Below are 15,048 nucleotides of genomic sequence, written 5' to 3' on the forward strand. Positions count from 1 at the left end.
CGTGGCCCCCGGCGAACTCGCCGGGGGCCACGGCTGTTTCGCGGGCGATCCCGCGGCGTTATCTCGATAGTCGCCGCGTAGGGGGCGATTGATGATCGAATTGTGGCTGTTTATTAACAGGAGAAGCGACCGAGAAATTTTCTCGACACCAGAGGGTTATTTATTCGTGCCCTGGGCGCGAATCGTTTCGCCGCCTCCGTGCAATATACCAAGACAGGTGGGATCCAACTGAGCCGTCGGGGTCGTCGAATGTGGCCGATGTCGAATCCTCCTGAGTAGAAAAGGGCTTTGAGCTGGCCCTTTGTCCTTCTATAGCAGGAGTCGGCAACATGGTGCATAGCGCTGGAGTCGTCAATGGGCCGGGCTGCCTCGAATATTCGAGTGGCCCGCTACTCGCGTGCACGGCGATGCTTCGGAGAATGCTCGACCTCGTGATATGGCGAGGTGAATCATGACCGAGGTAATTTTCGGATCCCGCTCGGGAATGAGCTGGTACCCCCTGTCGACTGCCACGGAGAGCTCGCGTTTCACGCAGGCCACCCTGGACGGGGTCCGCGCCTGGGCACGCGACCATCTGACCCAGCCGCTCGGCGAGATCGGGCGCGACGGTCCGGTCTGCCCGTACGTCGGCCCGGCGATGCGACGCGACCTGATCTGGGTCGGCCGGGTCGCGGGCGCGCGACCGTGGCCCGCCTACGTGCGGCTGGTGTTGTCCGACGCGCTGGAACTGTTCCCGAAGCTGCCGCCGGACGTCGGTGGCGCCGCCGTGCTGCGCTGCCTGGTGACGGCGATGCCCGAGCTGCACGACTACACCCTCATCGACGACCTGCACGACCAGCTCAAATCGGAATTCGTCGAACGCGGTCTCATGCTCGGGCAGTTCTACCCCGGCTGCACCCAGCCGGGACTGTGGAACCGGGAGTACCACCCGCTCGACTCGCCGATTCCGATGCTGGTGGTGCGCACGATGATGGCCACCGACTTCCCGTTCCTGATCGCGCGGCCGGAGTGGATGTCGGCCTACGTCAAGAAGTTCGCGCCCGGCCTACCCGCGCATGTGCGCCGGGTCGTGGTGGGCAGGCTCATCGCGAACGCGAGTACCGAGGTACCCGCGTACTACGACGAGGAACTGCACGGGATCAGTGCGGGGAGCGCCGGGCGATGACCCGCGAACTGTCCACCGCGCCGGCGCCGGATCCGGCAGCGGTCGAGGAGTTTCCGCTCTCGCCCGCCCAGCTGGGCATGTGGTACGCCCAGCAGCTCGACCCGGCGGTGCCGCTGTACGAGGCGCAGTACATCGACATGCGCGGCCCCCTCGACGTCGACCTCCTGATCGCGGTATCGCAGCAGGTGAGCCGGGAGTTCGAGTCCGGGCTGTTGCGGCTGGTCGACACCGGCGAGGGCCCGCGTCAGATCGTCGACCGGCGGATCGATCTGACGATGGCCGTCCTGGACTTCAGCGACGCCACCGATCCCGAGGCCGAGGCGATCCGGTGGATGCGCGCCGATGTCGCGGCGCCGATCGATCTGCTCGGCGACCGGCTGGTCATGTCGGCCCTGCTCCGCGTCGCACCGCAGCGGGTGCTGTGGTATTCGCGCGCCCACCACATCGTCATCGACGGTTTCGCGTCGGCGTCGGCGCTGTACCGGGTCGCCGAGCTCTACAACGCGGCCCTGGCCGGGCAGCCGCCGAAGCCCAGCGTCGCGGCGGGCCTGCGCGCGGTGCACGAGGCGCAGCTGCGCTATCTCGACAGCACCCGCTGCGCCGCCGACGCCGCGTACTGGGAGCAGCGGATCGCCGAGATGCCGCGTCGGTGCAGTCTGGTCGACGCCCCCGCGCCCGCCCACGCCCTCGGCCGCCAGCACCGCGCCGAACTCTCGCCCGCGGCGAAGGCGCGCCTGGACGCGGCGGCCGCCCGCTACGGCGTCGGCACGGCCGGGCTGGTGATGACCGCGCTCGCCGTCTACTACGCGCAGGCCACCGGCACCGAGGACGTCGTACTGAGCCTGCCGGTGTCCGGCCGCACCACCGCCATGCTGCGCCGTTCCGGCGGCATGCTCGCCAATGTGGTGCCGCTGCGGGTGCCGGTCCGCGCGCACAGCACCGTCGCCGAGCTGGTCGAGGTCATCCGGGTCGAGGTCTCGGGCGCGCTGCGGCATCAGCAGTTCCGGCACGAGGAGATCCGCCAACATGACGGGGGCGCCGAGGGCGGACGCGGGTTCGTCGGCCCGGTCGTGAACATCATGCTGTTCCCGACCGAGGTCGACTTCACCGACGTCGAGACGAGCCTGCACGTGCTGACCTCGGGCCCGATCGAGGACCTGTTCGTCAACTTCTACCAGCACGGCGCGAACAGCCCCGTCCACGTGGACTTCACCGCCAACCCCGATCTCTACGACGCCGAAACCCTGGCCCGCCACCACGATCGGTTCCTCGCGCTGTTCGCCGCGATCATCGACGCCGATCCGGCCACCGAGGTGCGCGCGCTCGACTACTTCCTGCCCGACGAGCGGCCGCTGCGCGCCGGGTTGCGCGGTGCCCCCGCCCCCGCGCCCCGGCTGCTCGGGGATGTGCTCGACGAGGGGATGATCACGGCGGGTCCGGCGGCGACGGCGGTGGTCGCCGGCGATTGCGTTCTCGATTACGGTGCGCTGGATCGGCTTTCGGTCCGGTTGGCCCATCGACTGGTCGCGGCCGGTGCGGGTCCGGAGGCCGCCGTCCTGGTCGCGCTGCCGCGCTCGGTGGAGTCGGTGGTGGCGTTCTGGGGCGTGGCGCGTTCGGGTGCGGCGTATGTGCCGGTCGGCGTGCAGAATCCGGCGCCGCGCCTGGCGGTCATGGCGGCGGAATGCGGTGCACGGCTGGGTGTTACGACGCCGGACCGGCGCGCGGACCTGCCCGACACGGTGACCTGGATCGCCGTCGACGAGCTCGGCGAGGACTACCCGTGCACCGAGCCGTTGCCCCGGGCCCGCATCGACAACCCCGCCTACATCGTGTTCACCTCGGGCTCCACCGGTACGCCCAAGGGCGTCGTGGTCACCCATGCGGGCATCGCCGGACTGGCCGATGCCGTCCGCGACGCCTACGGCGCGAACCGTAACTCCCGTGTATTGCACTGTCTCAACCCGAGTTTCGACGCGTCCCTGCTCGAGCTGCTGGTCGCCTTCACCGTGGGGGCGACCCTGGTGATCACCGACGCGGCCGCGGGCGCCGAACTGGCTGCCGCGATCCACGAGGCGGCGATCACGCACCTGTGCTCCACGCCCGCCGTGCTGTCGTCGCTGCCGCCCGACGCGCTCGACGGCGTGCGCGCGGTGTCCACCGGCGGGGAGACATGCCCACCCGAGGTGGTGGCGCGTTTCGGCACCGGCCGCGCGCTGATCAATTCCTACGGACCGTCGGAAACCACGGTGGCGGCGACCTTCACCGCGCCGCTGGCGCCCGATCGGCCCACGGGTATCGGGTCACCCGTGCCGGGTGTCACGCTGCATGTCCTCGATCACCTGCTGCGCCCGGTGCCCGCCGGGACGCCCGGCGAGCTGTTCATCGCGGGCCCGGGGCTGGCGCGGGGCTACGCCGGTCGTGCGGGCGTGACCGCCCAGCGGATGGTGGCCGATCCGTTCGGCGCGCCGGGTGCCCGCATGTACCGCTCCGGTGACCTGGTCCGGTGGCGTGCCGTCGACGGCACCTTCGTCCTGGACTATCTGGGCCGCACCGATTTCCAGGTGAAGCTGCGCGGGATGCGGGTGGAACCGGGGGAGATCGACGCCGTGCTGGCGACCTGCCCCGGAGTCGACTTCGCGGTGACGGTGGTGCGGGCCGGTGCCTCGGGGCGGGACATGCTCGCGTCGTATGTGGTGCCGGTGCACGGGACGACGGAGCTCGACGGCGCGGCGCTGCGCGAGTTCTGCCTGCACCGGCTGCCCGGACACCTGGTGCCGAGTTCGGTCACGGTGCTCACCTCGCTGCCGCTGACCGGCAACGGCAAGGTCGACCGGCGCGCGCTGCCCGAACCCGCGGTGGTGCCTTCGGCACCGGCCGCGGCGGGACCGGAGCGGGCGCTGTGCGCGCTGTTCGCCGAGGTGCTCGGGGTCCCCGAGGTGGGGGCGCGGGCGTCGTTCTTCGCGCTCGGTGGGGACTCGATCCTGTCGATCCAGCTGGTGTCGCGGGGCCGCGCCGCCGATCTGGTCTTCTCGGCGCGCGATGTGTTCGAGCATCCGACCCCGGCCGAGCTGGCCGCCGTCGTGGCGGTGCCGGGGGAGCGCACGGTGCTGCGCGAATTGCCCGGTGGCGGTGTGGGTTCGGTGCGGCGGACGCCGATCGTGGACTGGCTGCTGACCCGGCCGGGCTGGCAGCGGTTCGCCCAGACCATGGTGCTGGCGCTGCCCGCGGACATCGATCGTGCCCGGCTGGTGCACACGCTGCAAGCCGTCGTCGACCGGCACGACATGCTGCGTGTTCGCGTCGTCGACGGCGATCGGCTCGAGGTCGCCTCGCCCCGCACGATCGACGTGTCCGCCCTCGTCGACCACCGCCCGCGCGCCCGGATCGCCCGCGCGGACATCGCGGCGGCTACAGCGGCGGCGGTGGATCGGCTCGACCCCACCGGGGGCGGTGTGCTCGCCGCCGGGTGGCTCGATCCGGGCGGTCCCGGTGGGCGGTTGGTCCTGGCCGTACACCACCTGGCCGTCGACGCGGTGTCCTGGCGCATCCTGATCGCCGATCTGGTCGCCGCGTGGACCGCGGTCGAGGTGGGCGCTCCGGTGCAGCTGCCGCCGGTCGGCACCTCCGTGCGAACCTGGGCGCAGGCACTCGACGGCCTGGCCGACGCCGCGGAATGGACCGACCAGCTGGACTACTGGCGCGCCGTCCTCGACACTCCCGAACCGCGCCTGGGCGAGCGAGCCCTCGACCCGGCCCGCGACGTCGGCGCGCGACTCGACCGCATCGAGATCGTGATCCCGACCGCGACCGTCGCCCCGCTGGTCGAGCACCTGCCGACGGCGCTGCGCTGCGGTCTGGAGGAAGCCCTGCTGGCCGCCGTGGTCGCGGCGGTGCGCGAGCACCGTGGCGAGCCAGGTCCGGCGCTGCTCATGCTGGAACGGCACGGCCGCGACGAGACCGTCGTGCCCGGGGCGGATCTGTCGCGCACGGTCGGCTGGTTCACCAGTCAGTTCCCGATCGCGCTCGACCTCGGCGCCGATACCGAACCGCTGGCCTGGGTGGCCGCCGTGAAGGAGCAGTCGCGTGCGGTGCCGCGTGGCGGGTTCGGGTTCGGCCTGCTGCGGCATCTGTGGCCCGCCGGTGCCGACAGTCTGCGAGCGGCGGGGAGTCCGCAGATCGGGTTCAACTATCTGGGCCAGATCTCCGGTGCCGACACCGAAATACCTTGGCTCCCGGTCGATGTGGCCGATCAGCTCGGCGGGGCCGGTGACGGCGAACTGCCCGCGTCCACGGTGCTCTCGATCGACGCGGCGACCCTGAACAGCACCGAAGATCCTGTGGTGCGGGCGGTCTGGCGGTTCCCCGCCGAGGTCATCGCCCGCGAGACGGTGGAGCGGATCGCCCGCCGTTGGGTGTCGGCGCTGGCTGCGATCGCCCGAGCCGTGGTCGCGCCGGGCGCGGGCGGACTGACACCGTCGGATCTGCCGCTGGTGCGGGTCACCGGCGGTGAGCTCGACCGGTGGCGGCGCCGCTACGACGGCATCGCGGACGTCTGGCCGTTGTCGCCGTTGCAGCAGGGCCTGCTGTTCCACACCCGGCTGGCCGCCGGACACACCGACAAGTACGTCGTGCAATCGGAGTTCGCGCTGGCGGGCCCGGTGGACCTGGAGCGGCTCCGGTGCGCGGCCACGGCCCTCGTGCATCGGCACGCCGCGCTGCGCACCGCGTTCGTCACCACGGCGAACGGGGCGGTGCAGGTGGTGCTCGACGAGGTCGACGTGCCGTGGCGGGTACTCGACGCCGACCCGGCCGACCGCGCGGCGCTCGCTGCGGCCGAACTCGCCCGTCCCTTCGATCCCGAACAGCCACCGCTGCTGCGGTTCCTGTGCCTGCGCTGCGGACCCGACGACATGCGCCTGATCGTCACCAACCACCACCTCGTCCTCGACGGCTGGTCGATGCCGCTGCTGCTGGGTGATCTGCTCGCGCTCTACGACGGCACCGCGCCCCTGGACGAACCGGTGCCTTACCAGCTCTATCTGGAGTGGCTGGACCGTCAGGACCGGGTCGCCGCGCGGGCCGCGTGGTCGGACGCGCTCGCCGGACTCGCAGGCCCGACCCTCGTCACCGGGGCCCGCGCCCCACGGACGCACGGCACCGAACCGGCCGACCTGCGCCGGGAGGTGCCGCTGTCGGCGGACGCCGCCGCGCTCGCCCGGCACCGCGCCGCGGGCATCACCACGAACACGGTGGTGCAGACGGCCTGGGCGGTGCTGCTGGCGGAACTGACCGGGCACACCGACGTGGTGTTCGGCGCCACCGTGTCCGGTCGCGCACCCGAGCTGCCCGGCGCCGATCGGATCGTCGGCATGCTGGTGAACACGATTCCGGTGCGGGTCGGCCTGCGCCCGGACGAGCCGGTCGGCGCGCTGCTGGCGCGCGTCCAGCGCGAGCAGGGCGCACTCCTCGACCGGCACATCGTGGGACTCGCCGAGATCCAGTCCGCGGCCGGGCTCGGCCCGCTGTTCGACACCGGCATGGTCTTCGAGTCCTACCCGATGGACGCCGAGGCCCTGCGCGCGGCCTCGGCGCAGGCGCGTTTGCGCGTCACCGACTTCCACGGCCGCGACGGCACCCACTACCCGCTGTGCCTGGCCGCCCACGACCGGGCCGGCCTGCGCCTCTCCCTCACCTGCTCGGACCGGTACTTCGACGACGCCGAGGCCACCGCGCTCGCGGATCGCCTGTCCCGCATCCTCACCTGCCTCGCCGACCCGGCCACCCCGGTCGCCGCCGTGCGCGGCCTCGCGGGCGCCGAGGTCCTGCGCACCCGGCCACAGCCGATCCAGCTGCTGCCGGAACTGCTGGCGGCCGGAGTGTCCGCAGGGCAGACCGCCGTCATCGGATCGTCTGTCGCGCAGGCGATTCAGGCGAGCGGACCTGGGCCCGTGAAAGTCGACGTCGGCGCCTCCGACGAGCTCGAGCCGGACGATATTTCCGGGCGCGAATACTGCCGTCGTGCGACTGTCGAGCCCGAGCCCGAGCCCGAGCCGGGACCGGAGTCAGGGCCGGTGCCGGGACCGGAGTCAGGGCAGGAACTCGGCGCGAGGGAGGCGGTGGTCGAGCTCGGGTACGCCGTGCTCGACGAGCAGTCGAATCGCTTGGCGCGCACCCTGATCGCCGACGGTGCCGGGCCCGAGGGCGCGGTGCTGGTCGCAATGCCTCGGTCACCGGAGTGGTTGGTGGCCGTTTGGGCGGTCGCCAAGTCGGGTGCGGCGTTCGTGCCCGTCGACGTCGACCACCCGGTCGACCGGATCGCCGCCGTCGCCCACGGCAGCGGCGCCCGGCTCGGCATCACCGTCGCCGCGCACCGGAAGACATTGCCGGACACAGTGTCCTGGCTGGTGCTCGACGACGACCCGGTCGCCACCAGTGTGGCCGCCCGCCCGGCCGACCCGGTGACCGACGCCGACCGGACCCGCCCGCTGCACGCCGGGCATCCCGCGTACCTGATCTACACCTCCGGCTCGACGGGCACACCCAAGGGCGTCGCGGTCACCCACGCGGGACTCAGCGGGCTCGTCGCCGGCGTCGCCGCGCGGCTGCGTCCCGGCCCACGCGACCGCTTCCTGCTGTGTATGAATCCCGCCTTCGACGCCTCGGTCCTGGTGTGGCTGAGCTGCTGTCACGCCGGCGCCACACTCGTCGTCGCCACGTCGACGGCCACGGCGGGCGACGAGCTCGCCCGCGTGATCACCGATCATCGGGTGACCCACCTGATCGCACCGCCCGCCGTCCTCACCACGCTGCCCACCGCGGCCGTCGCCGGGGTCCGCGCGATCGTGACCGGCGGCGAGCCCTGCCCGCCCGAACTCGTCGCGCGCCTGGGCACGGGCCGGACGATGCTGAACTCCTACGGCCCCGCCGAGTCGACGGTGGCGGTGACCCTGAGCGCGCCGCTGACCCCGGACGACGCGGCCGACCTCGGCACCCCGCTCCCCGGGTGCGGCCTCGCGGTGCTCGACAGCTGGCTGCGGCCGGTGCCGCGAGGCGCGGTCGGCGAGCTGTACCTGATCGGTCCGGGCCTGGCCCGCGGCTATGCCGGCGCCGCCGCGCGCACCGCGGAGCGCTTCGTCGCCAACCCGTTCGGTACCCCCGGCGAGCGGATGTATCGCACCGGCGACTTGGTGCGCCGGACCTCGTCCACCGGGCTGAACTATGTGGGCCGCAACGACTCCCAGGTGCAGTTGCACGGCATCCGGGTAGAGCCGGGCGAAGTGGACGCCGCGCTGCTGGCCGCGCCCGGCGTCGCGCTCGCCGTGACGGTCCCGCGTCCCGGGCCGACCGGTGACCAGACGCTGGCCTCGTATGTCGCGCCGGTCGCCGGGGCCGAGCCGAGCCCGACGGCGCTGCGCGAGTTCCTGGTACGGCGGCTGCCCCGGCACCTGGTGCCCGCGACGGTCACGGTCCTGGACGCGCTACCGGTCACCGGCAACGGCAAGGTCAACCTGTGCGCGCTCCCGGAACCCCAGCACACCAGCGCGCCGTACGTCGCCCCGGTCGGCGCCGAGCGGCTGGTCGCGCAGGCCTACGCCGCCGTCCTCGACCACCCGGAGGTCGGCGCCGACGACGACTTCTTCGCCCTCGGCGGCGACTCGCTGTCCGCGACGCGCGTCGCCGCCCGCCTCGGCGCGGAGCTGGGCGTACAGGTCCCGCTGCGGCTGCTGTTCGAGGCGCCGACCGTGCACGGGCTCGCGGCCCGGCTGGGCGGTGCGGCCGCGCTGCCCGCCGGGGTACTCGGCGGGCCGAGCACGGGGCCGCGCCCCGACCGGATCCCGCTCGCGCCCGCGCAGCGGCGGATGTGGTTCGTCAACCAGTACGACCCGGCCTCCGGCGCCTACAACATCCCGGTGGTGCTGCGGCTGACCGGACGGCTCGACCTCGCCGCGCTGCGGGCGGCCCTGCTCGACGTGGTCGAGCGGCACGAGGCGCTGCGCACCGTGTACCCCGGCCACGATGGCATCGGCTACCAGGTGGTCGTGGCGCCGGACGACCTCGCCGACCGGATCGAGGTCACCGACATCGACCCCACCCGCCTGGCGGCCGCCGTCCTCGCCTGTGTCACCGAGGGTTTCGATGTCGCCGCCGCGGTTCCCGTGCGGCTGCGGCTGTTCCGCGTCGGTCCCCAGGAACACGTGCTGGCCGTGGTGGTGCACCACATCAGCGCCGACGGCTCCTCGATGGGGCCGCTCGCGCGCGACGTGATGACCGCCTACGCCGCCCGCGCCGCCGGGTCGTCTCCCGCGTGGCGGGCGCCGGCGGTGCAGTTCGCGGACTACACCCTGTGGCAGCGTGATCGGCTCGGCAGCCCCGACGATCCCGAGGCGCTGTCGGCGCGGCAGCTGGCCTATTGGACCGACACCTTGGCGGGACTCCCGGACCGGCTGGAACTGCCCGCCGATCGTCCCCGCCCACCGGTCGCGTCCCTGCGCGCGGGCACCGTCGCCCGCACCGTGGATCCGGAGCTGCGAGCCGGGCTGGAACGTCTCGCCGCCGCCCGCCGGTGCTCGCTGTTCATGGTCCTGCACAGCGCCCTGGCGGTGCTGTTCGCCCGCCTCGGGGGCACCACCGACATCGCGCTGGGCACGCCCGTCGCGGGTCGCGGAGTGGCCGAACTCGACGAAGTGGTAGGCATGTTCGTCAATACGGTGGTGCTGCGCACCGAGGTGCCCGCCGCGCTGCCGTTCACCGACCTGCTCGACCGGGTCCGCCGTACCGACCTCGATGCCTTCGCCCACGCCGACGTCCCCTTCGAGAACCTCGTCGACCTGCTCGAACCCACCCGCTCGGCGGCCCGCCATCCGCTGATCCAGGCCATGCTGATCTTCCAGAACCTGGGCCGCGCCGAGTTCGCGCTACCCGGTCTGGGCGTCGAGGCACTCGAACTGGACCAGCAGAGCCTGCGCTTCGATCTCAGCGTCACCGTCGGTGACGACGGCGCCGAGGGATTGGCGGTCCGCCTGGGCTACGCGACCGACCTGTTCGACCCGAGCACCGCCGCCCGCTTCGCCGACCGCTGGCTGCGCATCCTGCGCGCCGTCGTCGCGAATCCCGCCGTGCCGGTGGGCGATATCGGCCTGCTCGATGCCCGCGAGCGCACGATCCTGCCCGGTGCCGCACTGCCTGCCGTCGTCGCCCCCGCCGTCCTGCCCGATCTGCTCGCCGCCGCCGTCACCACGAATCCGGACGGTGTCGCCGTCATCGACGGGCCGACCCACCTCACCTACCGTGACCTGGACGAGCGCTCGAACCGCCTGGCCCGCACCCTGATCCGCTGCGGCGCGGGTCCCGAGACCCCCGTGGTCATCGCCGTCCGCCGCAGCGCCGCCTCGGTCACCGCCGTCTGGGCCGTCGCCAAGACCGGCGCGCCCTTCGTCCCGGTCGACCCCGCCTATCCCGCCGACCGCATCGCCCAGATCGTCACCGACTCCGGCGCCCACCTCGGCATCACCACCCGCGACGCCACCGCCGTCGATCCGTGGCTCGACGCTCGGACGGCAGCGGGCAGGGCTCCCGGATCGGTGGTGCCGGGCGCGGACGCGATCCCCGCGTTGCGGTGGCTGTTCCTGGACGACCAGGTCGCGGGGGACCTCACCGTGTCGGCCGCGCCGATCGACCCCGCCGAACGCCTGGCACCCCCGCGACCGGCGCACGCCGCCTACCTCATCTTCACCTCCGGATCGACCGGCAGGCCGAAGGGCGTCGTGGTCACCCACGCCGGGCTGGCGAATCTGGTCGCCGCGCAGCGGGAACGGATGAGCATCACCAGCGACTCGCGCGTACTGCACGTGGCCTCACCGGGTTTCGACGCCGCCGTGCTGGAACTGCTGCTGGCCACGGGCGCGGGCGCCGCCCTGGTGGTCGCGGGGCCGACCGCGTACGGCGGGGCCGAGCTCGGCGAGCTGCTCGCCGGGGAACGGGTCACCCATATCGCGCTCACCCCCTCGGCGCTGAGCTCGGTGGACACCGTCGACCACGAGCACCTGCGGGCCATCGTCACCGGCGGCGAACCGTGCCCGCCGGAGCTGGTGCAGCGGTGGGCGGCGCCGGGGCGGGTGCATTTCAACGACTACGGGCCGACCGAGGCCACCATCTGGGCGACCGGCGCGGGCCCGCTGCTGCCCGGCGGCGAGATCACCATCGGCACACCGATTCCGGGCCTGGCCGCGCTGGTGCTCGACGAGCGGCTGCACCCGGTGCCCGACGGCGTCACCGGCGAGCTGTATCTGGCCGGGCCCGCGCTCGCCCGCGGCTACCAGGGCCGCGCCGATCTCACCGCCGCCCGTTTCGTCGCCGACCCGTTCGGCGGGCCGGGCGAACGGATGTATCGCACCGGTGATCTCGTGCGCCGCCGCGCGGGCGCGCTGGACTACCGCGGCCGCGGCGACCTCCAGGTGAAACTGCGCGGCCTGCGCATCGAACTGGGTGAGATCGAATCAGCGCTCATCGCGGACCCGGCGGTGCGGCAGGCCGCCGTCACCGTGTACACCGACCCCGCCGTCGGCGAACTGCTCGTGGCCTACCCGGTGCCCGAACAGCCGGGAACGCTCGACGTCGACGCGGTGAAAGCGGCGCTGGCGCTGCGTCTTCCGTCGTACATGGTGCCCTCGGCCTTCGTCGTCCTCGACGCGCTGCCGCGCACCGCCAACGGCAAGCTCGACCGGCGCGCGTTGCCCGCTCCCGACCTCAGATCCGGCCGGTTCCGGGCTCCGGTCACCGCGGCCGAGCGGGCGGTGGCCGACACCTTCGCCGACCTGCTCGGCGTGCCGAAGGTCGGCCTGGACGACGACTTCTTCGCCCTCGGCGGCAACTCGCTGATCGCGACCAGGATCGCGGCCCGGCTCGGCGCGGCCCTCGATACCCGCGTTCCGGTGCGCACCGTCTTCGACGCGCCGACCGTCGCCGAGCTGGCCGCCGCTATCCGCGCCGACGCGCGCCCGCCGGGCCCGCGTCCGGGCCCACGGCCGCGCTCCGACCGGATTCCGCTCTCGGCCGCGCAGCGGCGGATGTGGTTCCTCAACCGCTACGATCCGGATTCGCCCGCCCAGAACGTGCCGATCGCCGTCGAGGTGGACGGCGAGATCGACCCGGTGGTGTTGCGCGCCGCGGTCGACGACGTCGCGGCCCGGCATGAATCGCTGCGCACCGTGTACCCCGTCGACGCCGACGGTGACCCGTACCAGGATGTGCGCGCCGACGCCCGGGTGCCGGTGCGGGTGTCGGCGATCGCGCCGGACGGTATCCGGGCGGCGGTGGCGGGTGAGATCGCCCGGGGCTTCGACCTCACCACCGAAGTGCCGGTGCGGGTTGGCCTGTTCCGGATCGCCGCGCAGCGGTCGGTCCTGGCGGTCACCATGCACCACATCGCCTCCGACGGCTGGTCGCTGGCACCGCTGACCCGCGACGTCGCGATCGCCTACGCGGCGCGCCGCGCGGGCACCGCCCCGGCGTGGGCGCCGCTGCCGCTGCAGTACCCCGACTACGCGCTGTGGCAGCACGAAGTGCTCGGCGACGCGGACGATCCCGGCAGCGTGGCGTATCAGCAGCTGGCGTACTGGCGCGACCGCCTCGCGGGACTGCCCGAGGTCTCGGCGCTGCCCAGCGACCATCCGCGCCCGGCGATCCTCACCCACCGGGCGGGACTGGTCGAATTCGAGATCGACGCGACCGTCCAGATCCGGCTGCGCGAACTGGCCCGCTGGCACGGCGTCAGTGTGTTCATGGTGGCCCACGCGGCGCTGGCGGTCCTGCTGGCGCGGCTGTCCGGGACCGAGGAGGTGGCGATCGGTTCGGTCATCGCGGGCCGTGGCGCCGGTGAACTCGACGATCTCATCGGCATGTTCGTCAACACCCTGGTCCTGCGCAGCCGAGTGCGGTCCGCGGACACCTTCGAGGCGCTGCTCGCCGCGACCAAGGACGGCGACCTGGACGCCTTCGGCAATGCCGATGTCCCCTTCGAACAGCTCGTGGAAGTGCTGGCCCCCACCAGGTCCACCGCGCACCACCCGCTGTTCCAGGTGCTGCTGGTCTTCCAGAACTTCGATCGGGAGTCGTTCGATCTGCCCGATCTGCACGTTCGGCCGATCGAGATGCCGCCGGTCGGCGCGAAATTCGACCTGGAGTGGATGCTGGCCGAGGAGTTCGGTCCCGACGGCGCGCCCGCGGGCATGTCGGGCACCCTGACCTTCGCCCGCGACCTGTTCGAGGAATCGACCGCGGCGACCATCGCGCATCGCTTCGTCGACGTGCTCGACGCGGTCACCGCCGATCCCGGCCTGCTGGTCGGCGCGCTCGATGTCACCGCGCCACCCGGCACCGTGGTGCACGCGCTCGCGCCCGCGCCCGCGCACCGCGTCGACCTGCCGTACCGGCCGCCGGTGACGCCGACCGAGCACGCCGTGGTCACCGCGTTCGAGACGGTGCTCGATGTCGACCGGGTCGGCCTGGACGACAACTTCTTCGAGCTGGGCGGCACCTCCATGGTCGCCATCCGGTTGGTCGCGCAGGTGCGCGAGCTGCTCGACTTCCCGATGCCGGTGCAGTGGATGTTCGGCGACCCGTCGCCGGGCGCGCTCGCCGAGCGGATCGCCGCGTCCGGGGACACCCCCGTCGATCCGGCCCTGCGGACGCTGCTGCCGCTGCGTTCCGGCGGTACCGGCCCGGCCCTGTTCTGCGTGCATCCGGCGATCGGCGTCGCCTGGTGCTACGCGGGGCTGTCCGCTCATCTCGACCCCGGCTATCCGGTCTACGGCCTGCAATCACCCGGGATCGTGGCCGAACGACCCGACCGGCCGCTGCGCGAGCGGGTCGCGCACTACGCCGACGAGATCCAGGCGACCCAGCCCGACGGACCGTACCGGCTGCTCGGCTACTCCGCGGGCGGCCCGATCGCCCACGCGCTCGCGGTGGAACTCCAGCGCCGGGGCGCCCAGGTCGACGCGCTGATCGTCCTGGACGGTCGGGCCGACGTCGACCCGGCCAGCGCCGCGGACATGCCGCCGATGCAGGCCCTGCTCGCCGAGTTCGGCGGCCTCGATCCGGCCCGGCTCGGCGGCGGCGACCAGGCCGAACAGGCCGCCCGACTACTACGCGCCGGCGCTGCCGCCGACGCCGTCGATCGAATCGCGCCGACAGCGTCGTCGGCCGATTCCGCGGGGTATCGGGGTACTGCCGCACCGCTGCCCGGCGCCGACAACGAGGTCGGCGCCGGCCCCGGCAACCCGGCCGCCGGACTCCTCGACACCATCAGCGCGACGGACCTGCGCCGGCTCTACGCCGACTACCAGCAGATCGTCCGCGAAGCCGCCGGCTACGCGCCGGGCGTGTTCGACGGCGACCTGCTGTTCTTCAGCAGCACCAGCGCCCGTCCCGGCTACGCGCCCAACGCCGACACCTGGCGCCCCTACATCAGCGGCGAGATCATCGACCATCAGACCGGGCACGAGCACAACCGGCTCACCGGCCCCGAGGCGCTCGCCGTGATCGGCCCGATCCTGGCGGGCTACCTGCGGCGCTAGGCGACCAGGTCGGCGTACTCGCGGTGCTCGGCGATGTACTTCTCCACGTACCAGCAGGTGGGGATGACCTGGTAGCCGGCGGCGCGGGAATCGTCGAGGCCGAACTTCACCACATCGGCGGCCACGCCGCGGCCCCGGTACTCCGGGAAGGTCATGGTGTGGTGGAAATCGCGAACCTTGGGGTCGTCCCGTTCGGCGTAGTCGGCGTATCCCGCGAGGACGTCGTCGTGATAGATCTCGTAGCGGGTATCGGCGACGTTGTGCTCGAGCCTGGTGGTCATACCGGATGCTAACCCGGTGCCGGGA

General features: G+C 72.8%; 3 protein-coding genes. 2 read left to right on the forward strand and 1 reads right to left on the reverse strand.

Annotation, left to right across the window (positions count from 1 at the left end):
• Positions 1-451: 451 nt before the first annotated feature.
• Together Q7X29_RS07885 and Q7X29_RS07890 are read left to right on the forward strand one after the other, a co-directional pair.
• A complete protein-coding gene (locus Q7X29_RS07885) occupies positions 452-1,165 on the forward strand; it encodes a DUF6875 domain-containing protein (protein WP_255588469.1) in 714 nt (237 codons plus the stop codon).
• Positions 1,162-14,742, forward strand: a complete 13,581-nt coding sequence (locus tag Q7X29_RS07890; RefSeq protein WP_316573651.1) for a non-ribosomal peptide synthetase — start codon at positions 1,162-1,164, stop codon at positions 14,740-14,742. The genes Q7X29_RS07885 and Q7X29_RS07890 overlap by 4 nt, the downstream gene beginning before the upstream one ends.
• Here Q7X29_RS07890 and Q7X29_RS07895 read toward each other — a convergent pair.
• Positions 14,739-15,023, reverse strand: a complete 285-nt coding sequence (locus tag Q7X29_RS07895; RefSeq protein ID WP_218720929.1) for a GNAT family N-acetyltransferase — start codon at positions 15,021-15,023, stop codon at positions 14,739-14,741. The genes Q7X29_RS07890 and Q7X29_RS07895 overlap by 4 nt on opposite strands.
• Positions 15,024-15,048: the final 25 nt, after the last annotated feature.

This window comes from Nocardia canadensis (assembly GCF_032656385.1).
GTDB classification, from domain to species: Bacteria; Actinomycetota; Actinomycetes; order Mycobacteriales; family Mycobacteriaceae; genus Nocardia; species Nocardia canadensis.